The sequence below is a fragment of the Burkholderia sp. PU8-34 genome, from assembly GCF_053427725.1.
Window position 1 is genome coordinate 338,427 of sequence record NZ_JBSAXC010000002.1, and the last position, 26,560, is coordinate 364,986.

The window sequence follows — 26,560 nt, forward strand, 5'->3', positions numbered from 1 at the left end:
GATGGCGCATGCAAGGGCTACGCGACGGGCAGGCGGGCCGGCGCGCCGCGCCGCCATGGCGCTCGCGCTGACGCTGTCGGCGTCGGCGGCGCTCGCGGCCGGCGGCGCGCCGGCCGCTGCCCCGGCCACACGTGACGCGGGCGCAGCCTGCGCGGCCAGAGCGGCCGCCTGGCCGCGCTGGGACGCATTCAAGCGCGACTTCGTGTCGGCCGACGGCCGCGTGATCGACGTCGGCTCGGCCGATGCGCGCACGGTGTCGGAGGGGCAGGCATACGGACTCTTCTTCGCGCTCGTCGCGAACGACCGGCCCGCGTTCGACAGGATGCTCGCGTGGACCGAGAGCCATCTCGCGCAGGGCGACCTGAGCGCGCACCTGCCCGCGTGGCTGTGGGGCCGCGCGGCGGACGGCGCGTGGCGGGTGCTCGATGCGAACGCCGCATCGGACGCCGATCTGTGGATCGCGTATGCGCTCGTCGAAGCGGGCCGCCTGTGGCGCGAGCGCAGCTATACGGCGCGCGGCGCGCTGCTCGCGAAGCGCGTGCTCGACGACGAGACGGCCATGGTGCCGGGGCTCGGCGTCACGCTGCTGCCGGGGCCGGTCGGCTTCCGGCTCGGGAACGAACTGTGGCGCGTCAATCCGAGCTATTCGCCGCCGCAGGTGATCCGCGGGCTCGGCGCGCGGTTGCCGGACGACCGCCGCTGGGCGGCGCTCGCGGCGAGCACCGGACGTGTGCTGCTCGACACCGCGCCGAAGGGCTTCTCGCCCGACTGGGCGCTGTACCGCGCGGGCGCGGGCTTCGCGCCCGATCCGTCGACGCACGCGGAGAGCGCGTACAACGCGATCCGCGTGTACCTGTGGGCCGGCATGCTCGATCCGGCGGATCCGCTCGCCGCGCCGCTGCTCGCGCGCTTCGCGCCGTTTGCCGATCACATCGCCGCGCACGGCGCGCCGCCGGAGAAGGTCGACACGACGACGGGCGTCGCCGGGCCGAACGACGGCAACGGCGGCTTTTCGGCGGCAGCCGTGCCGTTCCTCGACGCGCGCGGCCAGCATGCGCTCGCGGATGCGCAGGCAGCGCGCGTCGATACGCTCGCGCGCCAGTCGCCGCCCGGCTACTACACGAGCGTGCTGACGCTGTTCGGCTTCGGCTGGCGCGACGGGCGCTACCGGTTTGCCGCGGACGGCACGCTCGACGTGCACTGGCAGGAGCAGCCATGCGCCGCCCGCTGATGCGCACCGCGCCGCACGTGGCCGGGCTCGCATGGCTCGCGTCGTCGGTCTGCGCGGCGGCGCCGGCGTCCGGGCCCCCGCAGAAACCGTCCGCGCAGAAAACGGCCGCGCCGGTGCCGGCCACAGGCGTGCCCGCCGTGCTTTCATCGACAGCACCTTCACCGGCAGCGTCGCCGCTGGCCGCACCCATGCCAGCCACGCGCGATCTGACCGACGCGCAGCGTCTGCTCGCCACCGCGCGCATGTGGGGGCTCAAGCATCGCGACGACCTCGCGCGCGACGCGCTCCGCAAGGGGCTGTTGATCGCGCCCGGCGATCCCGCGCTGCTGGCCGAACAGGTGCGCGTGCTGCTGCGTCTCGGCGATGCGAAGGGCGCGCAGGCCGCGCTCGCGCGCCTGAAGGCGCAGGCGCCCGGCGCGCCCGACACGCGGCGCGCGGACGATGAATACCGGGTCGCGACGAGCGGGCGCGAAGAGATGGCGCAGATTCGCCTGCTCGCGCGCAGCGGCCAGCCGGACGAGGCGGCCCGGCGAATTGTCGCGCTGTTTCCGAACGGCGCGCCGTCGGGCGCGCTCGGCGCCGAGTACTACCAGATCGTCGCGAATGCGCCCGGCGGGCGCGAGCCGGCGATGCTGGCGCTGCGCCGCGCGGTCGCGGCCGATCCGGACGATGCCGACGCGGCGCTGGCGCTCGCGCGGCTCCTGAACCAGCGCAGCGAGTCGCGCCCGGAAGCGAACCGGCTCGCGTGGGCGCTCGCGCGGCGCACGGACGTCGACCGCGCGGCGGCGATGGACGCGTGGCGGCGCGTGCTGCAGGCGGCCGGCACGGATCCGGCCTACTTCGACGCGATGCATGCGTACCTCGAGCTCGTGCCGGACGACACCGAGTTCCAGGACAAGATCGCCGTGATGGTCCGCAAGCGCGACGCGCAGCGCAGGCTCGAACACGACCCGAACTACCTCGCGCAGCAGCGCGGCCTGCAGGCGCTCGCGCGCGGCGATCTCGCGGCGGCCGACCCGCTGCTGACGCAGGCCGCCCGCGCGCGAGCTAGCGACGCCGACGCGGTCGGCGGGCTCGGCCTGCTGCGGCTGCGCGAAGGCCGGCACGACGACGCGCGCGCGCTGTTCGTCCGCGCGGCGGCGCTCGCGCCCGACAATCGCGACAAGTGGGACAGCCTCGCGCGCACCGCGCAGTTCTGGGGCACGCTCGCGCAGGGCCGCGCGGCGGCCGCCGCGGGGCTGCCGAAGGACGCCGAACGCGCGGCGCGCGCCGCGCTTGCGATGCAGCCGGACAGTCCGGACGCAAAGCTGCTGCTCGCCGACGCGCTGCTCGCGCAACGCGACTGGCCGCACGCGGAGCCGCTGTTGCGCGGACTGCTGGCCGCCCGTACGCCGAGCTTGTCCGCGGTGCGCGGCACGATGATGCTCTACGAGAACACCGGCCGTGCGGACCAGGTCGGCCCGCTGCTCGATGCGCTGCAGGGCCGCGTTGCCGGTCGCGACGACCGGCGCGCGCTCGACGGCCTGCGCGCCGACCTGCTCGCGCAGCAGGCGCGCGCGCTCGCCGACAAGGGCGAGCGCGGGCCGGCCGCGCAGCGCTACGAAGCCGCGGTGCGCGCGGCGCCCGATGCGCAGTGGACCCGTTTCGCGCTCGCGCGGCTGTACCGCGACATGGGGCTGCCGCAACTGGGCCGCACGGTGATGGACGAAGGGATCGCGCAGGCCGACACGCCTGATATGCGTTATGCAACCGCGCTGTACCGCAATTCGATCGACGATATCGCGGGCGCGCAGGCTGCGCTCGCGCCGGTCGACGATGCACTCCGTTCGGACGGGATGCGCGGGCTCGCCCGCAAGCTCGATGCGGAGCGCGCGCTCGCCGACGCGCGCGGCGCGCTCGGGCGCGGCGACCGCGCGGCGTTCGCGGCGGCGCTCACGCACGCGCAGGCGTTTGCGCCGGACGATCCCGACCTGCTCGCCGCGGTCGGCGCGCAATGGATCGACGCGGGCGAGCCCGAGCGCGGCCTCGCGCCGTTGCGCGACTGGATCGCCACGCACCCGCGCGACGCCGATGCCGACGTGCGGCTGCGTTATGGCGACCTGCTCGGCAGCGCGGGGCGCGACGATGAACTCGTCGCATGGCTCGACGCGATCCGCCGCGGGCCGCCGCTGACTGCCACGCAGGCCGCGCGGCTCGACGACCAGTCGCTGCGGCGGATCCTGCGCAACGCCGACGATGCGATCGCGCAGCAGGACTACCCCCGCGCGCGCCGGCTGCTCGACGGCGCGAGCCCGGCGGCCAGGGCCGACGAGCGCTACGCGCTCGAAGTGGCCGATCTCGAACGCGCGCAGGGCCACTACGGCGCGGCGCGCGACGCGCTCGCGCCGGTCGTCGCGCGCACGCCGGACGACGCGGACGCGCAGCTCGCGCTCGCGCGGATCGACGAGGACAGCGGCGACCGCGCCGGTGCGCTGGCGCGCGTGCAGGCCGTGCTCGCGCGCACGCCGGCCGACGACGTCGACACGCAGCTGTCGGCGGTGCGCCGCCTGACCGCGCTGCGCCGCGCCGACGATGCCGCGCAGGTCACCGACAGGCTGCAGGCGGCCTGGCCGACGCGGCCGGACGTCACGGTCGCGGCGGGGCGCGTCGCCGAGGCGCAGGGCCGTTACGACGATGCGGCGTCGCTGTACCGCCTGTCGCTGTCGCAGGAGCGCGCGACCAGCGTGACGCCGCGGCGCGACGGACGCACGCCCGCCCAGGCCGCGTTCGCCGATCTCGAGCAGCGGCGCGACCCCGAGATCGAAATCGGCTGGCTGCCCGCCTACAAGTCGGGCGACGAAGGCGTGTCCGCGTATCGCGCGCAGCAGGTGCCGATCTACATGCAGATGCCGGTCCGCTACGACGGGCATGCGTTCCTGCAGATCGATACCGTGCATCTCGATGCCGGCACGCTCGACACGAGCGATCCGAATTCTTATGCGCTCAAGACGTTCGGAACCTACCCGGCGCTCAAGGCGCTGAGTGGGCTGCTCGCTCCGTTCAAGTTGAATCAGCCGGTCGATTCGCTGATTGCGAATCCGCCGAACTCGCTGCACCAGTCGGCCACGGGTGTCGCGCTCGGCGCCGGCTACCGCTCCGACGCATGGCGCATCGACCTTGGCACGTCGCCGCTCGGCTTCCCGGTGCATTACCTCGTCGGCGGCGTGCGCTACCGCTTCGACGCGGGGCCCGCGAGCTTCTCGCTGAACGCGTCGCGCCGTCCGGAGACGAGCAGCGAACTGTCGTACGCGGGGCTGCGCGATCCGTGGACGGGCGCGGTCTGGGGCGGTGTGCGTCGCGACGGCGTCGACCTGCGTGCATCGGTCGACGTGGGCCGCGCGAACCTGTTCGCGGAACTCGGCGGGGGCGTGCTGACCGGCCGCAACGTCGAGCGCAACGCCGAGGTGACGCTGCGCACGGGCTTCACGTTGCCGGTCTACGAGCGCGCGACGATGCGCGTGAGCACGGGGCTCGTCGGCAATGCATGGCATTACGCGCAGAACCTGCGCTACTACACGTACGGGCAGGGCGGCTACTACAGTCCGCAGCGTTACCTGTCGCTCGGCGTGCCGATCGAATGGGCGGGGCGGCACGACGCACTGTCGTGGGACCTGACCGTCACGGGCGGCATTTCGAACAGCTACGAAAAGGATTCGCTGTATTTCCCGACGTTCTCGGACCAGCGGGCGGCACAGGAACTCGCCGGTTTCGTCTACGCGGGCAGCTCGACGCGCGGCGTCGCGTTCTCGTACGGCGTGAACGGCGCCGTCGAATACCGCGTGAATCCGCACCTGAGCGTCGGCGCGCAACTGAAGATCGACCGTTCGCACGACTACGCGCCGAGTTCGGCGCTGGTGTACCTGCGCTACGCGTTCGACGCGCGCGCACCGCAGACCGGCCTCGTCACGCCGACGCCGGTGCGGCTGTATTCGGATTACTAGGCGTGACAAGGGATGCACTAGCGTGAACACCGACTTCGAAGCCACTCGTCCCGTGCTCGGCGCCGCCGGCATGCTCGGCCGCCTGCGCGCGCTGCTGCGCATGGGCCCGGCCGACGGCAGCGTGTCGACGCTGAGCCGGCTCGCGATCGACGGCCTGCCTGACGAATGGACGCAGCTCGAGCCGGGCGGCCTGTATGCGGTCTACGCGGCCGCGCGCACGACCGCGTGCGACGCGCTCGTGTGGGAGAGCGCGCGCCAGGCGCGCACGCGCGACGTGACGGTCGTGCTCGCCCGCGAGCCCGCGAGCGTCGCCGCGCAACTCGGCGAGCGCGGGTTCGCCGGCGCCGCGATCGCGTCCGGCTGGCCGCGCAACCTGAACGTGCTCGCGATGCCGCCGGCTGACGCGGCCGCCGATCCGCATCCGGACGCGGCGCACCGCGCGGAGCCGGGCCCGTTCGCGCGCCTGATGGGCGGGTTCCGCGCGATGAAGCGCTTCGGCTTTCGCGCGCGCGCGCTGTATTTCGTCGAAGGCGCGGAGCGCTGGTTCAGCTGGGACGATCCAGCCGCGCTCGCGGAAGAAGGGCGCGCGTTCGCCGACTGGTGCCGGATGCACCGGATCGCGGTCGTGCTGCTGATGGATCCGGACGACGCGCACGCGGGCGCCGACGACGTGCAGACCGACGATCCGCCGCTCGTGCGCGACACGCGCCGCACGCGCCGCAGCGGCTTTCACAGCGTGTGCGCGGGCGTCGCGCAGCTGCAGCGCACGCACGGCGAGCTGCTGTGGGTTGTCGACTTCTGGCGCTCGGGCGACACGCTCGCCGCGGGCGAGGTGCGGCCGCTGCGCTTCGCGCCGAGCGGCCGCCTGTCGGCGATCTTCGATGCCGATGCGGTCGTCGCGCCGCGCCAGATGAAGCTCGCGAGCGACGAAGACCGGGTGGTCGTCAGCCGCGCGGTGGTCGAGCGCGAGCAGTGGGTGCCGCCCGACTGGGAGATCGTCGACGACAACGCGGAGGTCGTCGCCGCGTGCGCGAAGGCGCAGGCCGCGACCGCCGTGCTCGCGTTCCGCACGCGTACGCAGCTCGAGGCGCTGTGCGCGGACGTGCACACGCTGCGGCGGCAATGCGGCGGCGCGCTGAAGATCGCGATCGTCGAGCGCGGCGAGGTGCTGCGCCATCAGTTCGAGATGCTGGTGCTGAGCCTCGGCGCGAACAGCGTGGTCGGGCGCGACCTGCCGTTCTCGCGGATGCAGGCCGCCGTGCGTTCGCTGCACGGGCAGCTCCATGCGCGGCCGGTCGCCGCCGACTACCGGGCGGCGCTCGCCGCCGCGCTCGGCGACACCGTGCTCGGCTACCTGCCGGTCGGCGCATTCTGCCTGCGGATCCGCGCGGTGCTCGATCGCGGCGCGGTGCTCGCGCTGCCGCACACGCTCGTGAAGATAACGCTGTTGCCGGGCGTCGCGCACGTCGACGCGCTGCGCCACTGCCAGCCGCGCCGCGCGGGCGACGTCGTGACGGCCGACGCGGAGCACCTGTACGTGTTCCTGTTCGCGTGCGAGCCGGCCGATGCGGACGAGGCGCTCAAGCGGATCTTCGACGTGCCGGTCGAGACGGTGTCCGACCGGGTCGTGCTGCTCGCGCATGGCAGCATCGACGCGGAGCTGAACGTGCTGAAGACGGAAAACCGGCGCGCGCCGATCGCCGACTACAGCGATCTGTTCGTCGCGATGCATCCGGCGGCCGATGCGCCGGCGGTGCAGGCGGCAAAAGCGGCAAAAGCGGCAACGCTGCCGGCCGGCGCCGCACCCGCGCAGCCCGCGAGCGAAGCGGGAACGCCGCCGGGAACGGTGGCTGCGGTGGCTGCAGCAGCCACGACGGCCGATCCTGTGCTGCCGGCAACGCCTGATGTCGCCGGCCCACGCGCCGTGCCCGACCTGTTCGCCGCGCCGCGTGCGCGCGGCGCCACCCGCAGCGCGATGCCGCTGCGCAAGCCGGAGGCCTCATGATCGCCGACATCGTCATCGGATTCGTCGTCGGCATCGCGATCGCGGTGCCGGTCTGGATCGTCGCGCAGCACCTCGGCCTCGGCCGCAGCTTCCACGCGCCGCGGCGGATCGACCGCCACGACGCGGTGCCGTGCGAGATCGTGCCGGTCGCGTTGCGCGGGCGGCTGTTGCCGGGCGCTGCGGATGCCGTGGACGCCGGCCGCGAGGGCACGCGATGAAGACGATCGCCATCACGTCGACGACGGGCGGCGCGGGCCGCACGACGCTTGCCGCCGCGCTCGCCGTGCTGCTCGCGCGCCGCGGCCGGCCGGCCGTGGCCGTCGAATTCGATCCGCAGAACCTGCTGGGCGCATCGCTCGGCCTCGACACGCTGCCGCCGTTCGGTCTCGCGCAGACGCTGCTCGGCGGCCCCGAACCGTGGCACGCGCAGACGTGGCGCAATGCCGACGGCGTGCTGTTCGTCCCGTACGGGGATGTCGATGCGGCGCAGGCGGCCGCCTGCGAAGCGCGGCTCGCGGCCGATCCCGGCTGGCTGCCGCGCGCGCTCGGCGAGATCGCGCTGCCGGCCGGCGGCGTCGCGCTGATCGACACCGCCCGCTACCCGTCGCTGCATGCGGCGCACGCGATCCGCTGCGCGGACCTGACGCTCGTCGTCACGCCGCCCGAGCCGGCCGCATGCGCGACCGTCAGCGCGCGGCTCGGCGCGCTGCGGGCCGGCGGCGGCGCGCTGCAGATCGTCGTCAACCGGCTGAACCCGGCCCGGGACCTGCAGCGCGATGCGCTCGCGATGCTGCGCGAGGTCGCGGGCCCGGCGGTGATCCTCGACCAGCGGATTCACATCGACGCCGCGGTGCCCGAGTCGCTCGCGCGCGGCAGCTGGATCTTCGACGATGCGCCGTACTCGCAGGTGTCGCACGACCTGCACGGCGTCGCGAACTGGGTCGACGCATGGCTCGATGCGGCGATGGCGGGGCGCGCAGGAGGGAGGCGATGAAGCCCGGCGGGTTCGGAGCCGGCGGGACGGCAGCCCGGTTCGCCGCCTGGTTTGCCGCCTGGTTCGCGGCCGGATTCGGCGCCGCGCTGCGCGCAGCAGGCCGCCGCGCGACCGGCTGGCTCGCAAGCGGGCTCGGGCTGCCTGCGGAACGCACGCGGCTCGACTGGGTCGTGCGTCTCTTCTTCCACGTGCCGCCGCCTGGCCGGCCCGACTCCGTGCGTCGTCATGCGCGCGCGCTGTTCCTGCGGCTTGCGGCGGAGTGGGGCGTGCTGCAGCCGCTCAGCCCGCGCGAATGGCTGTGGCGCGCGTTCGTGCGCGCGCCGCGTCAAGCGGACGGCCGCCCTGCGCGCGATCCGCTCGCCTGGTTCGACAAGACGGTCGTGCCCGCGTATGTGTTCGTGCGCGCGATCGGGCGGCACTGCAACGCGGCGCTCGCGCGGCTGCCGTGGGACCGCTGGGGCGGCTGGGTCGACGCTCGCGCGAACCGGGTCGGCCGGCATCGCTGGCTCGCGCCGCTGCTGTTCGCGGCCGGCGCGCTGCTGTGGGCCGTCGCCGGCATGTCGCCGCTGATGCCCGGCGCGCAGTTCGCGTTCTTCGTGGCCGTCGCGGTGCTCGCGCTCGCGCTGCGCCGGCTGCCGGGCCACCTGCCGACGCTCGCGCTCGGCTCGCTCGCGCTGCTCGCGACCGTGCGCTACGTGTGGTGGCGCACGACGCAGACGCTCGACTTCCGCAGCCCGGTCGAGGCGTTCGCCGGCTACCTGCTGTATGCGGCGGAGGCATACACCTGGCTGATCCTGCTGCTCGGCTTCGTGCAGACCGCCTGGCCGCTCGACCGGCCGGTCGTGCCGCTGCCCGACGATCCGGACGCGTGGCCGACGGTCGACGTGTACATCCCGACCTACAACGAGCCGCTGTCGGTCGTGAAGCCGACCGTGTTCGCCGCGCAGAGCATCGACTGGCCGAGCGCGAAGCTGCGCGTGTACCTGCTCGACGACGGCAAGCGGCCCGAGTTCGAGGCGTTCGCGCGCGAGGCCGGCATCGACTACCTGACGCGCGACGACAACCGGCACGCGAAGGCCGGCAACATCAACCGCGCGCTGCCGAAGACGCACGGCGAATACATCGCGATCTTCGATTGCGATCACGTGCCGAACCGCTCGTTCCTGCAGACGACGATGGGCGTGTTCCTGCGCGACCCGAAATGCGCGCTCGTGCAGACGCCGCATCATTTCTTCTCGCCCGATCCGTTCGAGCGCAACCTCGGCACGTTCCGCGAGATCCCGAACGAGGGCAACCTGTTCTACGGCCTCGTGCAGTCGGGCAACGACCTGTGGAACGCGACGTTCTTCTGCGGCTCGTGCGCGATCCTGAAGCGCAGCGCGCTCGAGGAGGTGGGCGGCGTCGCGGTCGAGACGGTGACCGAGGATGCGCATACGGCGCTCAAGCTGCATCGTCGCGGCTACACGTCCGCGTACCTGCCGACCGTGCAGGCGGCGGGCCTCGCGACCGAGAGCCTCGCGGGCCACGTGAAGCAGCGCACGCGCTGGGCGCGCGGGATGGCGCAGATCTTCCGGATCGACAACCCGTTCCTCGGGCGCGGGCTCGGCTTCGTGCAGCGGATCTGCTACGGCAACGCGATGCTGCACTTCTTCTACGGGATTCCGCGGCTGATCTTCCTGACGATCCCGCTCGCGTACCTGTTCTTCCACCTGTACTTCATCAACGCGGCGTCGGTCGCGCTCGCGAGCTACGTCGTGCCGTACCTCGTGCTCGCGAATATCGCGAACTCGCGGATGCAGGGGCGCTACCGCCATTCGTTCTGGGCGGAAGTCTACGAATCGGTGCTTGCGTGGTACATCGCGCTGCCGACGACGGTCGCGTTCTTCAGCCCGAAGCACGGCAAGTTCAACGTGACCGACAAGGGCGGCAAGATCGAGGAAGGCTACGTCGACTGGTCGACGTCGAAACCGTACCTCGTGCTGTTCGCGGTGAACGTGCTTGCGATCGTGGCCGGCATCTGGCGGCTGATCGTGGACCAGGGCGACGAGGCGTCGACGATCCTGATCACGATAGGCTGGACGGTCTACAACCTCGCGATGCTTGGCGCTGCGCTCGCGGTCGCGCGCGAGGCGAAGCAGGTGCGCGTCACGCACCGGATTGCGATGCGCGTGCCGGCAACGCTGCTGCTCGCCGACGGCACGACGGCCGCCTGCTTCACGAGCGACTATTCGGCAGGCGGTCTCGGACTCGAGGCCGTGCCGGGGCTGAAGGTCGCGGTTGGCGACACGCTGACCGTGTGCGTGACGCGCGGCGACCGGCCGTTCCCGTTCCCGGTGCGCGTGTGCCGCGTGACGCCGACGCACATCGGCGTGAGCTTCGATGCGCTGACGCTCGAGCAGGAGCGGCAGCTCGTGCAGTGCACGTTCGGCCGCGCGGACGCGTGGCTCGACTGGCACGAAGGCGCGCGAACCGACACGCCGTTGCGGGGGCTGAAGGAAGTGTTGCAGGTGGGCGTCGACGGTTACGTGCGCCTGTTGAAAGGGGTGTCGCGCAGCGCGCAGGCGATGCTGGCGCTCGACCGGGCGCGCGACTGAGGCAGGATGCTTTGGCAGGAGGCTGAGGCAGGACGCTGAGGCGGGAGGCTGAGGCAGGACGCTGAGGCGGGAGGCTGAGGCAGGACGCTGAGGCGGGAGGCTGAGGCAGGACGCTGAGGCAGGACGCTGAGGCAGGACGCTGAGGCAAGACGCTGAGGCAAGACGCTGAGGCAGGACGCTGAGGCAAGACGCTGAGGCAAGACGCTGAGGCAAGACGCTAAGGCAAGGCTGAGGCAAGACGCTGAGGCAGGAAAACCGAGGCAGGAAGTTGACGTAGGAAGCCGAGGCGGGGCCGACGCAGAAGCCGCCGCTCATGACGGAGTAGTTTCGATGACGTTCTGGAATCTGTATTTCATCCTGAAGTTCGCGCTGTTCGCGACCGGCCATCTGGCGCCGCTGTGGCTCGCGAACCTCGCATTCGCGGTGGCGCTCGCGGCCAGCGCGCCGATCCGGCGGCGCGCGTGGCGGATCGTCCGCCAGATCGCCGCGATCGCGATCGCCGTGCCGCTCCTTGCGCACGAGCTGCACGCACCACCGCTCGCGCGGCTTGCCGAGGCGCTGCGCGAGATGAGCACGTTCCGCTTCGATTACTGGATCGAGATCCTGCCGCGCCTGTTGCCGCCGGTGCTGCTGCTGATCGTCGCCGGTGCGCTGATCGTGTACTTCGTCGTGAACCGCTGGCTGCGCGTCGCGACGTTCGTGCTGGCCGCGCTTGTCGTGATGCCGCTCTGGGAGGCGGGCACCGGGATGGTCGCGCGCGCCGGCGCGAATGCGCAGGCGCAGGCGCAGCTTGCGGGCGCGGCGCGCGCCGGCCAGCCGGAGGATCACAATGCCGCGCTCGCCGCGTTCCGCGCGCAGGAATCGCAGCGGCAGGTTGCGTTCGGCCATCTCGGCAGCGATCCGGCGACGCAGTTCGACGTGATCGTGCTGCACGTGTGTTCGCTCGCGTGGGACGACCTCGATGCAGCGAACGTGCGCAACCATCCGATGCTCAGCCACTTCGACTACCTGTTCACGAACTTCAGCTCGGCGGCGAGCTACAGCGGCCCGGCGGCGCTGCGCGTGCTGCGCGCGAGCTGCGGCCAGGAAGCGCACGCGGATCTGTACAAGCCGGCGCCGCAGCAGTGCTACCTGTTCTCGCAGCTCGCGCGCGCGGGCTACACCGCGCAGTCGCTGCTGAACCACGACGGCCACTTCGACAACTTCCTGCAGATCGTGCATGAGAACATGGGCGTGCCCGATGCTCCGCTGGTGTCGAACGCGGCCGCGCCGGTCGCGATGCACGCGTTCGACGGCTCGGAAATCAAGGAGGACTACGCGACGCTCGCGAACTGGTACACGCAGCGCGCATCGATTCCGGGGCCGGTCGCGTTGTACTACAACACGATCAGCATGCACGACGGCAACCGCGTGGTCGGCAGTGCGCTGACGAGCATCGACTCGTATCCGCAGCGCGCGACGAAGCTGATGAACGATTTCGACCGGCTCGCGGACCTGATCGCGTCGTCGGGCCGGCGCGCGGTGATCGTGTTCGTGCCGGAGCACGGCGCGGCGCTGCGCGGCGACAAGAACCAGGTGGCCGGGCTGCGCGAGATCCCGACGCCGCGCGTCGTGCACGTGCCGGTCGGCGTGCGGCTCGTCGGCTTCCAGGGCAACCACGGCACGACGACGGTGATCGACCAGCCGTCGAGCTTCCTCGCGCTGTCGCAGCTGATGTCGAACCTCGTGTCGAACAGTCCGTTCAAGCCGGGCGTGACGCTCGCGCAGTACGCGGCGGACCTGCCGCGCACGCGGATGGTCGGCGAGAACGAGGGCACCGTGACGATGCAGACGGCCGCGGGCTATGCGGTCAAGACTCCGGACGGCGTATGGATCGACCAAAAGTGAATCTTCCCGGCGGCGACGACGCGCGCCTGTCGCAGCCAAACGACGTGATCGGCCTCGCGCGCCATCTGCCGGCGCTCGATCCCGAGCGCTACGTCGACGAGCAGGCACGCCGCGCGTATGTCGAGTCGCTCGAGCGCTGGCCGGTGCTCGCGAAGCTGATGGGACTGCGGAGGTAGGGGCATCCGGCGCGGCGCGTATTCCGGCCGCCATCCGCGTCGTCTGCGCAGGCGATGCAGGCAACGCAGACAACGCAGGCGACACAGGCAACGCAGGCAACGCAGGCAACGCAGGCAACGCAGACAACGCAGACGCCACAGACGCCACAGGCGCCACAGGCGCGTGCCGCGCATGCAGGCGATGCGCCGCGGATTGCACGAACGTGGCGCGAAATGAAAAAGGGCGGCCGAGGCCGCCCGGGTCGCATGAGACCGGCAGGACCGGCCCGGCCGGCGTTGCGCCGGCCGGCCGTCCCGTTACAGGTTCGGCGACAGCTGGAGCGCGTTGGTCAGGTCGCCCATCGGCTGCGCGCCGTTCTGCTTGAGCGCGTCGTCGCGCTGCTGGAGGCCGGCGAGGCGCGGCAGCGAGAAGCGGCGCGTGATGAAGCGCAGGATCGAGCCCGTGTCGTACTGCGTGTGGTCGACGAAGCCCTTCTTCGCGAACGGCGACACGATCAGCGCCGGGATGCGCGTGCCCGGGCCCCAGCGGTCGCCGGTCGGCGGCGCGGCGTGATCCCAGAAGCCGCCGTTCTCGTCGTACGTGACGACCACGACCATGTTCTTCCACTGCGGGCTCGCCTGCAGGTGCGCGATGACGTCGGCGATGTGCTGGTCGCCCGACGTGACGTCCGTGTAGCCCGGGTGCTCGTTCAGGTTGCCCTGCGGCTTGTAGAACGTCACCGCCGGCAGCGTGCCCGCATCGATCGCCTGGATGAACGCGGCACCGTTCGCGCCGCCGTCGAGCAGGTGCTGCGCGCGGCTCGCGGTGCCCGGCGCCTGGTTCGCGAAGTAGTTGAACGGCTGGTGGTGCGGCTGGAAGTTCGGCGTCGACAGGTCGGCGCCGTAGATCACGTTCGACGTGCCGCTCTGGCTGGCCTGCAGCGCCTGGCCCCACGCGCCGCCGTACCACGCCCACGACACGTTCGCATTGGTCAGCAGGTCGCCGATGTTGGTTGCCGTCTGCGGCGGCATCGTCGAGCCGTTGGCCGGGTCGGCGAGCAGCGGGTTGCCGCCCGTCGCCGCCTTGTTGCCGCTCGGCTGGTACGGCGGCTGCATCGTGTTGACCGCGTAGAAGTCGGGCGTGAGCGCGCCGTCGTTGACGAACTTCGGCGGGCCGCTCAGCGCGGATGCCGGCGAGTTCGCGGCAACCGCCAGCGACTTGCCGTCTGCGTTCAGGACGGCGATCTTGCCGGCTGCCGGGCTTGTGTTCGCGTTCGCGTAGAACGGCGCGCACGCGCAGATCAGGTACTGGTGGTTCAGGAACGAGCCGCCGAACGCACCCATGAAGAAGTTGTCGGCGAGCACGTACTGCTGCGCGATCTTCCACAGCGGCAGCTTCGACGGATCCGGCGTGTAGTGGCCCATCGTCAGGCCGCCCGCATCGGTCCACGCGGCGTACATGTCGTTCTTGCCGCCGTTGATCTGCATCTGGTCCTGGTAGAAGCGGTGCACGATGTCGCGCGTCGCGATGCTCATCGACTGGTTGAAGCCTTTCGGATCGTCGATCGCGAACGGCGTGTTCGGCAGGTTTGCCGTCATTGCTTCGGTCACGGCCGGCGTGATGCCGGTTGCGGTGAGGCCGCCCCAGACCTTCGGCAGCGTCGCCATCGTCGAGCCGTCGCGATCCTTCTGGACCGAGTTCGCCGCCGTCATGTTCTGCAGGCCGTTCGCGCCGGGGAAATTGCCGTACAGGTTGTCGAAACTGCGGTTTTCCGCGTAGATCACGACGACGTTCTTGACGGCCGACAGGCCCTGCTGCGTGACGTCGTCGCCGCCGCAGGCAGTCAGGCTGAGCGCGGCCGCGAGGGCGATCGGCGTGTAGCGAATCCAGGCGTGCTTCTTCATGCGTCGTTCTCTCTCTTTGTTGTCGCGTGTGGGAACCAGGTTGTGGACGAGCCGGCGCGGCAGACTCGAATGTCGACCGATGTGCGCCGGTCGGTTGCGCATTATCTGGACCCCGTTTGACAGGCAAGTGTAGGCACGCTTTCAATTGACTGTCGGTTGTTCGTCACGCAATGGTCACGGAACTGACATAAGCTCCGGCCGATTTCCCACCGCTACAAGAAGAACGACGATGCACTGCAGACCGACATCCCTCGCGTTCGCGCGATCGTTGATCCATGCCGCGGCAACGCTGGCGCTGGCCGCCGGCCTCGCGGCGCTTGCCGGCTGCGATGATGCGCGGCCCGGCGCGCCGGCGCAGATCGTGCCGGCCGCACAGGCTGCCCAGGCCGCGCCGGCGGTTGCGCCAGCGAGCCAGCCGCAGACGCGCGCGCAGGTGTTCGAGGGCGTGAAGCAGATGACGGCGCTCGGCAAGCAGCTGTTCTTCGATCCGTCGCTGTCGGGGTCCGGCAAGCTCGCGTGCGCGTCGTGCCACAGCCCCGAGCATGCGTTCGGGCCGCCGAACGCGCTGTCGGTGCAGCTCGGCGGCAACGACATGCATCGCCCGGGGTTCCGCGCGGTGCCGTCGCTGAAGTACCTGCGCGGCATCCCGCCGTTCAGCGAGCACTTTCACGATTCGCCCGACGAGGGCGACGAAAGCGTCGATGCGGGTCCGACGGGCGGGTTGACGTGGGACGGCCGCGTCGACACGCGCGACGCGCAGGCGCGCATTCCGCTCACGTCGCCGTTCGAGATGAGCAGCTCGCCGGCACGGGTCGCGAAAGCGGTCCGCGCGGCGTCGTATGCGGACGCGTTCCGCAAAGCGTTCGGCGAGAAGGTGCTCGCGGACGACCAGGCGACCTTCGACGCAGTGCTGCGCGCGCTCGACGCGTTCCAGCAGCAGCCGGCGCTGTTCGATCCGTACACGAGCAAGTACGACGCGTATCTGTCCGGCAAGGCGCAGCTCACGCCGGCCGAACTGCGCGGGCTGAAGCTGTTCAACGACGAAACGAAGGGCAACTGCGCGAGCTGTCACCTGAGCCAGCGCACGCTCGAAGGCGGACCGCCGCAGTTCAGCGACTTCGGGCTGATCGCGATCGGCGTGCCGCGCAACCGCGCGTTGCCCGTCAACCGCGACCCGCGCTTCTACGATCTCGGCGCATGCGGCCCCGAGCGCACCGACCTCAAGGGGCGCGGCGAATTCTGCGGGCTGTTCCGCACGCCGTCGCTGCGCAACGTCGCGCTGCGCAAGACGTTCTTCCACAACGGCGTGTACCACTCGCTCGAGGACGTGATGCGGTTCTATGTCGAACGCGACATCCATCCGGAGAAGTTCTATCCGGTCGTGCACGGCAAGGTGCAGAAATTCGACGACCTGCCGAAGCGCTACTGGAGCAATGTCAACAACGAGCCGCCGTTCGACCGCAAGGCGGGGGATGCGCCGGCGCTGAACGAAGCGGAGATCAAGGACGTGATCGCGTTCCTGAACACGCTGACTGACGGATATCAGCCCGCGTCGACGCAGGCGGCCCGCTGATCGGGGCAGCATGCGGCGCACGCATGCTATCCTCGCTCGCTGACGGGCGGGGCGCGACCTCGGTGCAATACGGTTCGCGCCGCGCCATTCGATCGATCAGCCAAGGAGAACAACATGTCGATGCGTGCATCCCTTTCGTTCATCGCGCGTGCACTGGCCGGTGTAGCGTGTGTCGCCGCTGCGCTGCCCGCGCACGCGCAGAACAACCTGAACTTCCTGAACGACACGCCGATCAGCTACTTCAGCAAGGCCGACACCGCGTCGCTGTCGAAGGCCGTGCAGAAGGCCCGCGACGAAGGCAAGGACGGCGAGACCACGACGTGGCAGAACAGCGGAGGCCGCACGCAGCTCGACGCGAAGCTCACGCCCTCGACGTCGGAGCAGGACGGCAAGACCTGCCGCGAGATCGCGACCGAGATCTCGGCGAAGGGCCAGACGATGACGCTCAAGCCCGTCTACTGCAAGACCGCCGCGGGCAAGTGGCAACTGCAGAAGCGCTGAGCGCCGGAGGCCGGGCGCCGATGAGATCGCGCAGCGCGCCGCGCACGGTGTCGTGCGGCGTCGTGATCCTCGACGGGGCAGGGCGTGTGTTCCTCGCGCATGCGACGGACACGACGCACTGGGATATCCCGAAGGGGCAGGGCGAGCCGGGCGAATCGCCTCAGCAGGCGGCGCTGCGCGAACTGCTCGAGGAAACCGGCGTCACGCTCGCGCCCGCGCGGCTCGTCGATCTCGGCCGCTTCGCGTACCGGCACGACAAGGATCTGCACCTGTTCGCGGTGCGGGTCGCCGACGACGAAGTGGACCCCGCGCGCTGCGTGTGCACGTCGCTGTTTCCGAGCCGCAGGGACGGTTCGCTGATCCCCGAGATGGATGCGTACCGCTGGACCGTGCCCGCAGACGTCGATGCGTACGCGAGCCGCAGTCTCGCGCGGCTGTTCCGCACGACGCAGCTGCTCGCGGACCTGCATCGGCGCCTGCCGCCCGCATGATCGACGCGGCAGGCAGACTCGCGGCAGGCAGGCAATAAGCAGGCAGGCAATAAGCAGGCAGGCAATAAGCAGACAGGCAATAAGCAGGCAACAAAAAACCGGCTCGAGAGCCGGTTTTTTTCATTGCGCGTCGCGCGAGCGCGGCTCGATGCCGCGCAGCACGGGCCGGACGCGCGGTCAGGCCGGTTTGCCCCAGCTGTCGCGCAGCCCGACGATCCGGTTGAACACGGGCTTGCCCGGCTTCGAATCGACGCGGTCCGCGACGAAATAGCCGTGCCGTTCGAACTGCAGGCGGGTTTCCGGCGCGACGTCGCCGGCGCCCGGCTCGACATACGCGTGCACGATCTTCTTCGAATCGGGGTTCAGCGCATCGAGGAAGTTCGCGCCGCCCGCGTCCGGATGCGGCTCCTTGAACAGGCGATCGTAGATCCGCACTTCGGCCGCTTGCGCGTGCTTCGCGCTGACCCAGTGGATGTTGCCCTTCACCTTGTAGTTGTTCGCGCCTTCGGTGCCCGACTTGCTGTCCGGGAAGTAGTTGCAGTGGACGGCCGTCACGTTGCCGTCCGCATCCTTGTCGAAGCCCGTGCACTCGATCACGTAGCCGTAGCGCAGGCGCACCTTGTTGCCCGGGAACAGGCGGAAAAAGCCCTTCGGCGGGTTCTCGACGAAGTCGTCGCGCTCGATCCACAGCTCGCGCGAGATCGGGAACGTGCGCACGCCGCGCTCCGGATGGTGCGGGTGCACGGGCGCCGTGCACGCTTCTTCCAGGTCTTCCGGGTAGTTGTCGATCACGAGCTTCAGCGGGTCGAGCACACCGACCGTGCGCGCCGCCTTGTCGTCGAGGTCGTCGCGCAGCGCGCCTTCGAACACGCTCATGTCGATCCACGAATCGACCTTCGTCACGCCGATCCGCTCGCAGAACAGCTGGATGCTTTCCGGCGTGAAGCCGCGACGGCGCACGCCGACGATCGTCGGCATCCGCGGGTCGTCCCAGCCGTCGACGTGGCCTTCGGTGACGAGCTGCAGCAGCTTGCGCTTGCTGGTGATCGCGTACGTGAGGTTCAGCCGCGAGAATTCGATCTGTTGCGGCAGCGGGCGCGTGAACTCGCCCGCGTCGGCCAGTTCGTTGAGCACCCAGTCGTACAGCGGACGGTGATCCTCGAACTCGAGCGTGCACAGCGAATGCGTGATGCCTTCGAGCGCATCCGAGATGCAGTGCGTGTAGTCGTACATCGGGTACACGCACCACGCGTCGCCGGTGCGGTAGTGGTGCGCGAAGCGGATCCGGTAGATGACCGGGTCGCGCATGTTCATGTTCGGCGAAGCCATGTCGATCTTCGCGCGCAGCACGTGCTCGCCTTCCTGGAACTCGCCGGCCTTCATCCGGCGGAACAGGTCGAGGTTCTCGTCCGGCGTGCGCTCGCGATACGGCGACGGCTTGCCGCCTTCGGTCAGCGAGCCGCGGTTCGCGCGCATTTCCTCGGCGCTCTGGCTGTCGACGTACGCCTTGCCGCGCTTGATCAGCAGCTCGGCGAATTCGTAGAGCTTGTCGTAGTAGTCGCTCGCGAAGTATTGGTGGTCGACCGCGTCCTTGCGCCAGTCGAAGCCGAGCCAGCGCACCGCGTCGACGATCGAGTCGACGTACTCGATGCTTTCCTTTTCCGGGTTCGTGTCGTCGAAGCGCAGGTGGCACACGCCGCCGTAGTCGCGCGCGACGCTGAAGTTCAGGCAGATGCTCTTCGCGTGACCGATGTGCAGATAGCCGTTCGGCTCGGGCGGGAAGCGCGTTTCGACGCGGCCGCTCCATTTGCCGGTGCGGTTGTCGTCGTCGATGATGTTGCGGATGAAATTGGAAGCCGCGGGGGCGTCGTTGCGTTCGGTGCTCATGCGGATGGAGTCAGGTTGGGTCGGCGCGTGTCGCGCCGGTTTAATCCTGCAATTCTACCTGAGCGGGGTCCGGCCCGCGCGGCTTGAGAAGAGAGGCCGCGCTCGCCGGGTGTCGAACGCAATATCTCGACATTGTGTCTGCTGTAACACGACGTAAATCGGATTGCCCGGGTCGTTCGATGCTTTTTATGATGAGACACCCTTTTTTCAATGCCGCCGTGCGCGATTCGTGCGGCGGGAGGACCTGAACAATCATGACGAAGACGACCACCTTTCTCGTTCGCACCGCGGTAATCGTCGCGGCCCTGTCGCAGCTCGGCGCATGCGCGATGACGCATACGCAGCGCAATGCCGGTATCGGCGCGGCCGCGGGCGGCGCGCTCGGCTACCTGGTCACGGGCGGCCCGATCGGCACGGTTGCCGGCGCCGCGGCGGGCGGCATCGTCGGCGCGAACGTGCGCTGAACGAAGGCGGCGGATTCCGCCGCCTTCGCACATCCTTCCGATGGTTTGAGTGTCGACAGGCAATATCAGGGAGGAACGGATGTGCGACACTCCGTCGACCCATCACAACAACATTTCGACCGTCGACGGACCTCCGCATGACTCGACCCCTCGCACCCGTCGCGCCCGTCGTATAAGTGCTGCCGGGCTACGGCAATTCCGGCCCGCAGCGGCATGCACGCCGCTGTCCGCCCGCCGTCGGCCCGCTCCTCAGATCGCCTGCTTCGCCTTCAGCGCCGAAATCTGCGCATCGTCGTAGCCGAGCAGCTCGCGCAGCACGTCGCCGGTCTGCGCGCCGAGCAGCGGCGGGGCCGAGCGCGCTTCGGGCGGCGTCTCGCTCATCCGGATCGGATTGCGCACGAGCTTCACGTCCGCGCCGCACGGATGCGGCAGTTCCACCTTCATGCCGCGCGCGACCACCTGCTCGTTGTCGAACACCTCATCGAGCTCGTTGATCGGCCCGCACGGCACGCCGGCCGCTTCCAGCGCGTCGATCCACGCATCCTTGCCGCGCGTTTTCACCATCTCCGCGAGGATCGGCACCAGCGTGTCGCGGTGGCGCACGCGCGCGGGGTTCGTCGCGAAGCGTTCGTCGTCGGCGAGCTCGGGGCGCCCGCCGGCCTCGACGAACTTGCGGAACTGCCCGTCGTTGCCGACCGCGACGATGATCCAGCCGTCGGTCGTCTGGAACGTCTGGTACGGGACGATGTTCGGATGCGCGTTGCCCCAGCGCACGGGCGACTGGCCGCTCGCGAGGAAGTTGGTGTTCATGTTCGCGAGCAGCGCGACCTGCACGTCGAGCAGCGCCATGTCGATGTGCTGGCCGACGCCGGTGCGGTCGCGATGTGCGAGCGCGGCGAGCACGGCGATCGTCGAGTAGAGGCCCGTCGCAAGATCGGCGATCGCGACGCCGGCCTTCTGCGGGCCACCGCCCGGCTGGCCGTCGCGCTCGCCCGTGATGCTCATGAAGCCGCCGATGCCCTGGATGATGAAGTCGTAGCCCGCGCGGTGCGCGTACGGGCCGGTCTGGCCGAAGCCCGTGACCGAGCAGTAGACGAGGTCGGGTTTCACTGCGCGCAGCGATTCATAGTCGAGCCCGTATTTCTTCAGCTGGCCGACCTTGTAGTTCTCGAGCACGACGTCGCTCTGCGCGGCGAGCTCGCGGATGATCCGCTGGCCTTCAGGTGTGGCGATGTCGACGGTGACCGAGCGCTTGTTGCGGTTCGCGGCGAGATAGTAGGCGGCTTCGGCGGTGTCCGCGCCGCTCGCGTCCTTCAGGTACGGCGGCCCCCAGTGGCGCGTGTCGTCGCCGGCGCCCGGGCGCTCGACCTTGATCACGTCGGCGCCGAAGTCGGCAAGCGTCTGCGCGCACCACGGGCCCGCGAGCACGCGGGTCAGGTCCAGCACGCGGATATGGCTCAGGGCACCCATCGTCGATTCGTCTCCTTTTATGGCTAGCCTTGCCGCGCAAGGCGAAATGGCATTGCGTGCATCTTAAGGCGAATCGTTCGCGCGAGTGGCCCAGCCGGGCCGGCCGAACGGCCGAGCCAAGGGCCTGTTCCCGCATCCAGAAATTCCTTCTGGCGGCCAGCGCAGGCCCGTTATCAGCGCGAACAGGTCCTGGCCCCCACCGACCGGCAGCTAGCGGAACGCGTGCGCCGTGCGCGTGCCGGGCCCGGCCGGCCGCGCCGGCCGCGGGTGCAGATCTATCCCGTATAATCGATCGTTTCCGACAATTGCCGCCGTATGCCCGCCAGGGCCGCCGGCGTTTGAAGCCGTCTTAGCCAGACATCCCCGCACGCCATGAAAGCTGCCGAAATCCGCGAGAAATTCCTCAAATTCTTCGAATCGAAGGGCCATACGATCGTCCGCTCGTCGAGCCTCGTGCCCGGTAACGACCCCACGCTGATGTTCACGAACTCGGGCATGGTCCAGTTCAAGGACGTCTTTCTCGGCACGGATCAGCGCCCGTATTCGCGCGCGACGACCGCGCAGCGCAGCGTGCGCGCGGGCGGCAAGCACAACGACCTCGAGAACGTCGGCTACACGGCGCGCCACCACACGTTCTTCGAGATGCTCGGCAACTTCTCGTTCGGCGACTACTTCAAGCACGACGCGATCACGTTCGCGTGGGAGCTGCTGACCACGGTCTACCAGCTGCCGAAGGAAAAGCTGTGGGTCACCGTCTACCAGGAAGACGACGAAGCGTACGACATCTGGGCGAAGGAAGTCGGCGTGCCGACCGAGCGGATCATCCGGATCGGCGACAACAAGGGCGCGCGCTATGCGTCGGACAACTTCTGGACGATGGGCGATACGGGCCCGTGCGGTCCGTGCACGGAAATCTTCTACGACCACGGCCCGGACGTGTGGGGCGGCCCGCCGGGATCGCCTGAAGAAGACGGCGACCGCTACATCGAGATCTGGAACCTCGTGTTCATGCAGTTCAACCGCGACGCGCAGGGCAACATGACGCGCCTGCCGAAGCAGTCGGTCGACACCGGCATGGGCCTCGAGCGTCTTGCCGCGGTGCTGCAGCACGTGCACAGCAACTACGAGATCGACCTGTTCCAGAACCTGATCAAGGCCGCCGCGCGCGTGACCGAGATCAGCGACCTCACCAACAACTCGCTGAAGGTGATCGCCGATCACATCCGCGCGTGCTCGTTCCTGATCGTCGACGGCGTGATCCCGGGCAACGAAGGCCGCGGCTACGTGCTGCGCCGGATCGTGCGCCGCGCGATCCGGCACGGCTACAAGCTCGGCCGCAAGGGCTCGTTCTTCCACAAGCTGGTGGCCGACCTCGTCGCCGAGATGGGCGTCGCGTATCCGGAGCTGAAGGAAGCCGAACAGCGCGTGACCGACGTGCTGCGCCAGGAAGAAGAGCGCTTCTTCGAGACGATCGAGCACGGGATGTCGATCCTCGAGGCTGCGCTGGCCGACGTCGAGGCGAAGGGCGGCAAGGTGCTCGACGGCGAACTCGCGTTCAAGCTGCACGATACCTACGGCTTCCCGCTCGACCTCACGGCCGACGTGTGCCGCGAGCGCGGCATGACGGTCGACGAGCCGGCGTTCGACGATGCGATGGCGCGCCAGCGCGAACAGGCGCGTGCGGCCGGCAAGTTCAAGGCCACGCAGGGCCTCGAATACACGGGCGCGAAGACCACCTTCCACGGCTACGAAGAAATCGCGTTCGACGACGCGAAGGTCGTCGCGCTGTACGTCGACGGTTCGTCGGTCAACGAAGTGAAGGCCGGCCAGGATGCGGTGGTCGTGCTCGACCACACGCCGTTCTACGCGGAATCGGGCGGCCAGGTCGGCGACCAGGGCGTGCTCGCGAATGCGTCGACGCGCTTCGCGGTGGCCGATACGCTGAAGGTGCAGGCCGACGTGATCGGCCACCACGGTTCGCTCGAACAGGGCACGCTGAAGGTCGGCGACGTGCTGCGCGCGGAGATCGACGCGCACCGTCGCGCGCGCACGCAGCGCAACCACTCGGCCACCCACCTGATGCACAAGGCGCTGCGCGAAGTGCTCGGCGCGCACGTGCAGCAGAAGGGTTCGTTGGTCGACGCGGACAAGACCCGCTTCGACTTCGCGCACAACGCGCCGCTGACCGACGACGAGATCCGCCGCGTCGAGAAGATCGTCAACGACGAAATCCTCGCGAACGCGCCGGGCATCGTGCGCGTGATGCCGTACGACGAAGCGGTGAAGGGCGGCGCGATGGCGCTGTTCGGTGAGAAGTACGGCGATGAAGTGCGCGTGCTCGATCTCGGCTTCTCGCGCGAACTGTGCGGCGGCACGCACGTGAGCCGCACGGGCGACATCGGCTTGTTCAAGATCGTGGTGGAAGGCGGCGTCGCGGCAGGTATCCGCCGCGTCGAGGCGATCACCGGCGACAACGCGGTGCGCTACGTGCAGGACCTCGACGCGCGCGTGAACGAAGCGGCCGCGGCACTGAAGGCGCAGCCGTCGGAACTGACGCAGCGCATCGCGCAGGTGCAGGACCAGGTGAAGTCGCTCGAGAAGGAACTGGGCGCGCTGAAGTCGAAGCTCGCGTCGAGCCAGGGCGACGAGCTTGCGCAGCAGGCCGTTGAAATCGGCGGCGTGCACGTGCTGGCCGCGACGCTCGAAGGCGCGGACGCGAAGACGCTGCGCGAGACGGTCGACAAGCTGAAGGACAAGCTGAAGAGCGCGGCGATCGTGCTGGCGGCCGTCGAAGGCGGCAAGGTCAGCCTGATCGCGGGCGTTACGGCCGATGCGAGCAAGAAGGTCAAGGCCGGCGAGCTCGTGAACTTCGTCGCGCAGCAGGTCGGCGGCAAGGGCGGCGGCCGTCCGGACATGGCGCAGGCGGGCGGCACCGAGCCGGCGAACCTGCCGGCGGCGCTCGCGGGCGTCAAGGGCTGGGTCGAAGAGCGGCTCTGATGTCGCTTGCGGCGCCCGTCAGGGCGCTGCAAGGGTTGGATGAAGACGGCCCGACCGGCAATTGCCGGTCGGGCCGTTTTGCATCAAGGTCCTTCTTCCGTCACGCGGGGGCCGGCGCCGGCCGTTGCGGCGCGACGGCCGTCCGGGTGTCTTCCGAGCGCGCGGCCGCGACGAGCGCGTCTTGCAGCGCGCCGAGCGCAGCCGACGCATAACCTTGCCGCCACGCGAGCAGCGTGTCGATCCCTTCGAATTCGGGAATCGCATGCGCGGTGACGTGGTCGGTCTCGGGCTGCAGATCGAGCACCGACCGCGGCGCGACCGCGACGCCCGCGCCGGCCGCGACGCACGCGACGATCGCATGGTACGAGCCGAGTTCGAGCACGCGCGCCGGCTTCATCCCGTGCACTGCATACCATTGCTCGACGTACTTGCGGTACGTGCAGCCGCGCTCGAACGCGATCAGCGTCGGCAGGATCACGTCGCGCGGCGTGCGTACCGGCGGATGACCGCGCGGCGTCAGCAGCAGCAGGTCCTCCCGAAACACGGGCACCGACTCGAACGTATCGGGCACCACGTCCGGCGCGGGCGGGCGCGCGAACAACGCGGCGTCGATCTCGAATTCGCGCACTTTCTCGATCAGCCAGCCCGTCGTGCCCGTCACGAGTTCGAGCGACACGTCGGGCCACGCATGGTGATAACGCGCGAGCACGGTCGGCAGACGGCTCGCTGCCGTGCTCTCCATCGTGCCGAGCCGCAGGCGCCCGCGCGGCGTGTCCTCGCGCACCGCGTCGCGCGCCTCGTCGGCGAGCGCGAGCAGGCGCTCCGCATACGGCAGCAACGTGTGCCCGGCCGGGGTCAGCACGAGCCGGCGGCCGTCGCGCACGAACAGCGCGGTGCCGAGTTCCTCCTCGAGCTGCTTGATGCGCGTCGTGACGTTCGACTGCACTCGATTGAGCTTCGCCGCCGCGCGCGTCACGCCGTTCTCGCGCACGACGGCCCGGAAAATCGCCAGCGCCGCCAGATCCATGATTCTCTCCGTGCGATGGATGGATTCTGAATTATTCATTTTTCGAGAACGCTTGGTCAAGCTACGATCAAGGCATTCCGATTTCCATTTTGGCCGGGCCAGCCCGCGCCGGCCTGCACCGCGCCCATGTCACGCCCCGATTCCCCGCTTGCCGCCGCTTCTGCTCTTCCGTCCCTCGATACCGACCGGCGTGCCCGCACCGCCGCGCTCGCCTGCATGATCGGCCTCGCGGTCGCGCTCGGCGTCGGCCGATTCGCGTTCACGCCGCTGCTGCCGCTGATGCTCGGAGACGGCTCGATCGGCCTAGAGGCGGGCGGCTGGCTCGCGTCCGCGAACTACGCGGGTTATTTCGTCGGCGCGCTCAGCTGCGCCGCGCTGCGGTTCACGCCGGCCGCCATGGTCCGCTTCGGGCTCGCGACGACCGTGCTGCTGACCGCCGCGATGGGTGTCAGCCACCTGCTGCCGGTGTGGCTCGCTGTGCGGTTCGTGGCAGGCGCCGTCAGCGCGTGGACGTTCGTGTTCGCGTCGCAATGGGGATTGCGGCGGCTCGCGGAACTGCACGCGCCGGAATGGGGCGGCGTGATCTATGCGGGGCCCGGCGTCGGCATCGTGTTGACGGGGCTGATCGGCAGTGCGCTGGCCGGCCATCGGGCGGCGCCGGGCTGGTTCGGCTTCGCGGCGCTGGCGGCAGTGTCGTCGGCCGCGATCTGGCGCGTGTTCGTCGCGGATACGCCGGCTGCGCCGCATGCCGCCAGCGCCAGCGCCAACGCCAGCGCCAATACGCACGGCGAAGCAGCTTCCGGGCCGCGCGCGCACACGGCCGACGCGATCTGGCTCGTCGTGCTGTACGGGCTGCCCGGCTTCGGCTACATCATCACTGCGACCTTCCTGCCGGTGATCGCGCGCGCCGTGCTGCCGTCCGGTTCGCCGTGGCCGGACCTGTTCTGGCCGATGTTCGGCGCGGCGGTGATCGTCGGCGCGCTGGCCGCCGCGCGGCTGCCTTCGCACTGGGACAACCGCCTGCTGCTCGCGCTCGGCTGCGCGACGCAGGCGCTCGGCATCGCGGCCGGGATCGCCTGGCCCAATGCGGCGGGATTCTCGCTCGGCAGCGCATTGCTCGGCCTGCCGTTCACCGCAATCACGCTATTCGCGATGCGCGAGGCGCGACGCCTGCACGGCGAGCGCGCGGCGGGTTTGATGGGCTATGCGACCGCGTCGTACGGCGTCGGGCAGATCCTTGGGCCGCTCATCGCGGCGCCGCTGGTTGCGCGGTATGGATCGTTCACGCCGGTATTGTGGCTCGCGGCCGCGGCGCTGCTGGCCGGCGCGGCGGGCTTCGCGGCAATCGCAGTCGCGCGCCGGAATCGAACAGGATAATTGCGTAGGATTGCGATGTTTC

18 protein-coding genes are annotated in these 26,560 nt (G+C 70.0%); 14 read left to right on the plus strand and 4 right to left on the minus strand.

Annotation, left to right across the window (positions count from 1 at the left end):
• Position 1: 1 nt before the first annotated feature.
• From bcsZ to ACV22Z_RS06280, 8 genes are all read left to right on the plus strand, one after another.
• The gene (gene bcsZ, locus ACV22Z_RS06245) at positions 2 to 1,231 is read left to right on the plus strand and encodes a cellulose synthase complex periplasmic endoglucanase BcsZ (RefSeq protein WP_448075450.1); all 1,230 of its coding nucleotides are present in this window, start codon (positions 2 to 4) and stop codon (positions 1,229 to 1,231) included.
• Positions 1,216 to 5,211 carry a cellulose synthase subunit BcsC-related outer membrane protein gene (locus ACV22Z_RS06250; protein WP_448075451.1) on the plus strand — a complete coding sequence of 1,332 codons (3,996 nt, stop codon included), beginning with the start codon at positions 1,216 to 1,218 and terminating at the stop codon, positions 5,209 to 5,211. Before bcsZ ends, ACV22Z_RS06250 begins: the two co-directional genes overlap by 16 nt.
• A 22-nt stretch (positions 5,212 to 5,233) precedes the next feature.
• Positions 5,234 to 7,216 (plus strand): cellulose biosynthesis protein BcsE, encoded by a 1,983-nt coding sequence (bcsE, locus tag ACV22Z_RS06255; RefSeq protein ID WP_448075452.1) that lies wholly within the window; start codon positions 5,234 to 5,236, stop codon positions 7,214 to 7,216.
• On the plus strand, positions 7,213 to 7,434 hold the full coding sequence (locus tag ACV22Z_RS06260; RefSeq protein WP_448075453.1) for a hypothetical protein: 222 nt from the start codon (positions 7,213 to 7,215) through the stop codon (positions 7,432 to 7,434). The genes bcsE and ACV22Z_RS06260 overlap by 4 nt, the downstream gene beginning before the upstream one ends.
• Positions 7,431 to 8,210 carry a cellulose biosynthesis protein BcsQ gene (gene bcsQ, locus ACV22Z_RS06265; protein ID WP_448075454.1) on the plus strand — a complete coding sequence of 260 codons (780 nt, stop codon included), beginning with the start codon at positions 7,431 to 7,433 and terminating at the stop codon, positions 8,208 to 8,210. The genes ACV22Z_RS06260 and bcsQ overlap by 4 nt, the downstream gene beginning before the upstream one ends.
• Positions 8,207 to 10,804 carry a UDP-forming cellulose synthase catalytic subunit gene (gene bcsA / locus ACV22Z_RS06270; protein ID WP_448075455.1) on the plus strand — a complete coding sequence of 866 codons (2,598 nt, stop codon included), beginning with the start codon at positions 8,207 to 8,209 and terminating at the stop codon, positions 10,802 to 10,804. The genes bcsQ and bcsA overlap by 4 nt, the downstream gene beginning before the upstream one ends.
• A 330-nt stretch (positions 10,805 to 11,134) precedes the next feature.
• Entirely contained in the window at positions 11,135 to 12,691 is a 1,557-nt protein-coding gene (gene bcsG, locus ACV22Z_RS06275) for a cellulose biosynthesis protein BcsG (protein ID WP_448075456.1), read from the plus strand.
• The gene (locus ACV22Z_RS06280) at positions 12,673 to 12,867 is read left to right on the plus strand and encodes a hypothetical protein (RefSeq protein WP_448075457.1); all 195 of its coding nucleotides are present in this window, start codon (positions 12,673 to 12,675) and stop codon (positions 12,865 to 12,867) included. Before bcsG ends, ACV22Z_RS06280 begins: the two co-directional genes overlap by 19 nt.
• Positions 12,868 to 13,164: 297 nt before the next feature.
• Here the strand turns inward: ACV22Z_RS06280 and ACV22Z_RS06285 are convergent, their stop codons facing one another.
• A complete protein-coding gene (locus ACV22Z_RS06285; protein WP_448075458.1) occupies positions 13,165 to 14,751 on the minus strand; it encodes an acid phosphatase in 1,587 nt (528 codons plus the stop codon).
• A 229-nt stretch (positions 14,752 to 14,980) separates the two neighbouring features.
• Here ACV22Z_RS06285 and ACV22Z_RS06290 point away from each other — a divergent pair, with 229 nt between their 5' ends.
• From ACV22Z_RS06290 to ACV22Z_RS06300, 3 genes are all read left to right on the plus strand, one after another.
• Positions 14,981 to 16,324, plus strand: a complete 1,344-nt coding sequence (locus ACV22Z_RS06290; protein WP_448075459.1) for a cytochrome-c peroxidase — start codon at positions 14,981 to 14,983, stop codon at positions 16,322 to 16,324.
• Positions 16,325 to 16,438: 114 nt separating this feature from the next.
• A complete protein-coding gene (locus ACV22Z_RS06295; RefSeq protein WP_448075460.1) occupies positions 16,439 to 16,825 on the plus strand; it encodes a hypothetical protein in 387 nt (128 codons plus the stop codon).
• A 20-nt stretch (positions 16,826 to 16,845) separates the two neighbouring features.
• Positions 16,846 to 17,316, plus strand: a complete 471-nt coding sequence (locus ACV22Z_RS06300; RefSeq protein WP_448075461.1) for an NUDIX hydrolase — start codon at positions 16,846 to 16,848, stop codon at positions 17,314 to 17,316.
• A 177-nt stretch (positions 17,317 to 17,493) separates the two neighbouring features.
• On the opposite strand, the gene ACV22Z_RS06305 is transcribed toward ACV22Z_RS06300, so the two are convergent.
• Positions 17,494 to 19,203: a glutamine--tRNA ligase/YqeY domain fusion protein gene (locus ACV22Z_RS06305; protein WP_448075462.1), complete on the minus strand. Its 1,710-nt coding sequence runs from the start codon at positions 19,201 to 19,203 to the stop codon at positions 17,494 to 17,496.
• A 254-nt stretch (positions 19,204 to 19,457) separates the two neighbouring features.
• Between ACV22Z_RS06305 and ACV22Z_RS06310 the strand changes: the two genes are divergently transcribed.
• Positions 19,458 to 19,667 carry an ornithine acetyltransferase gene (locus tag ACV22Z_RS06310; RefSeq protein ID WP_448075463.1) on the plus strand — a complete coding sequence of 70 codons (210 nt, stop codon included), beginning with the start codon at positions 19,458 to 19,460 and terminating at the stop codon, positions 19,665 to 19,667.
• Positions 19,668 to 19,916: 249 nt separating this feature from the next.
• Here ACV22Z_RS06310 and ACV22Z_RS06315 read toward each other — a convergent pair whose 3' ends face one another.
• Complete coding sequence (locus ACV22Z_RS06315; protein ID WP_448075464.1) at positions 19,917 to 21,137, minus strand: CaiB/BaiF CoA transferase family protein; 1,221 nt, start codon at positions 21,135 to 21,137, stop codon at positions 19,917 to 19,919.
• A 372-nt stretch (positions 21,138 to 21,509) separates the two neighbouring features.
• Here ACV22Z_RS06315 and alaS point away from each other — a divergent pair, with 372 nt between their 5' ends.
• The gene (alaS, locus tag ACV22Z_RS06320; RefSeq protein ID WP_448075465.1) at positions 21,510 to 24,134 is read left to right on the plus strand and encodes an alanine--tRNA ligase; all 2,625 of its coding nucleotides are present in this window, start codon (positions 21,510 to 21,512) and stop codon (positions 24,132 to 24,134) included.
• Positions 24,135 to 24,234: 100 nt separating this feature from the next.
• On the opposite strand, the gene ACV22Z_RS06325 is transcribed toward alaS, so the two are convergent.
• On the minus strand, positions 24,235 to 25,161 hold the full coding sequence (locus ACV22Z_RS06325) for a LysR substrate-binding domain-containing protein (RefSeq protein ID WP_448075466.1): 927 nt from the start codon (positions 25,159 to 25,161) through the stop codon (positions 24,235 to 24,237).
• 126 nt (positions 25,162 to 25,287) lie between these two features.
• Between ACV22Z_RS06325 and ACV22Z_RS06330 the strand changes: the two genes are divergently transcribed.
• On the plus strand, positions 25,288 to 26,538 hold the full coding sequence (locus ACV22Z_RS06330) for a YbfB/YjiJ family MFS transporter (RefSeq protein WP_448075467.1): 1,251 nt from the start codon (positions 25,288 to 25,290) through the stop codon (positions 26,536 to 26,538).
• Positions 26,539 to 26,560 lie beyond the last annotated feature (22 nt).

Excerpts from the sequence above, each read along its gene's own strand:
- bcsZ (WP_448075450.1), top strand. The coding sequence starts at position 2 with ATGGCGCATGCAAGGGCTACGCGACGGGCAGGCGGGCCGGCGCGCCGC.
- ACV22Z_RS06250 (WP_448075451.1), top strand. The coding sequence starts at position 1,216 with ATGCGCCGCCCGCTGATGCGCACCGCGCCGCACGTGGCCGGGCTCGCA.
- ACV22Z_RS06260 (WP_448075453.1), top strand. The coding sequence starts at position 7,213 with ATGATCGCCGACATCGTCATCGGATTCGTCGTCGGCATCGCGATCGCG.
- bcsQ (WP_448075454.1), top strand. The coding sequence starts at position 7,431 with ATGAAGACGATCGCCATCACGTCGACGACGGGCGGCGCGGGCCGCACG.
- bcsA (WP_448075455.1), top strand. The coding sequence starts at position 8,207 with ATGAAGCCCGGCGGGTTCGGAGCCGGCGGGACGGCAGCCCGGTTCGCC.
- bcsG (WP_448075456.1), top strand. The coding sequence starts at position 11,135 with ATGACGTTCTGGAATCTGTATTTCATCCTGAAGTTCGCGCTGTTCGCG.
- ACV22Z_RS06280 (WP_448075457.1), top strand. The coding sequence starts at position 12,673 with ATGGATCGACCAAAAGTGAATCTTCCCGGCGGCGACGACGCGCGCCTG.
- ACV22Z_RS06285 (WP_448075458.1), bottom strand. The coding sequence starts at position 14,751 with ATGAAGAAGCACGCCTGGATTCGCTACACGCCGATCGCCCTCGCGGCC.
- ACV22Z_RS06290 (WP_448075459.1), top strand. The coding sequence starts at position 14,981 with ATGCACTGCAGACCGACATCCCTCGCGTTCGCGCGATCGTTGATCCAT.
- ACV22Z_RS06295 (WP_448075460.1), top strand. The coding sequence starts at position 16,439 with ATGTCGATGCGTGCATCCCTTTCGTTCATCGCGCGTGCACTGGCCGGT.
- ACV22Z_RS06300 (WP_448075461.1), top strand. The coding sequence starts at position 16,846 with ATGAGATCGCGCAGCGCGCCGCGCACGGTGTCGTGCGGCGTCGTGATC.
- ACV22Z_RS06305 (WP_448075462.1), bottom strand. The coding sequence starts at position 19,203 with ATGAGCACCGAACGCAACGACGCCCCCGCGGCTTCCAATTTCATCCGC.
- ACV22Z_RS06310 (WP_448075463.1), top strand. The coding sequence starts at position 19,458 with ATGACGAAGACGACCACCTTTCTCGTTCGCACCGCGGTAATCGTCGCG.
- ACV22Z_RS06315 (WP_448075464.1), bottom strand. The coding sequence starts at position 21,137 with ATGGGTGCCCTGAGCCATATCCGCGTGCTGGACCTGACCCGCGTGCTC.
- alaS (WP_448075465.1), top strand. The coding sequence starts at position 21,510 with ATGAAAGCTGCCGAAATCCGCGAGAAATTCCTCAAATTCTTCGAATCG.
- ACV22Z_RS06325 (WP_448075466.1), bottom strand. The coding sequence starts at position 25,161 with ATGGATCTGGCGGCGCTGGCGATTTTCCGGGCCGTCGTGCGCGAGAAC.
- ACV22Z_RS06330 (WP_448075467.1), top strand. The coding sequence starts at position 25,288 with ATGTCACGCCCCGATTCCCCGCTTGCCGCCGCTTCTGCTCTTCCGTCC.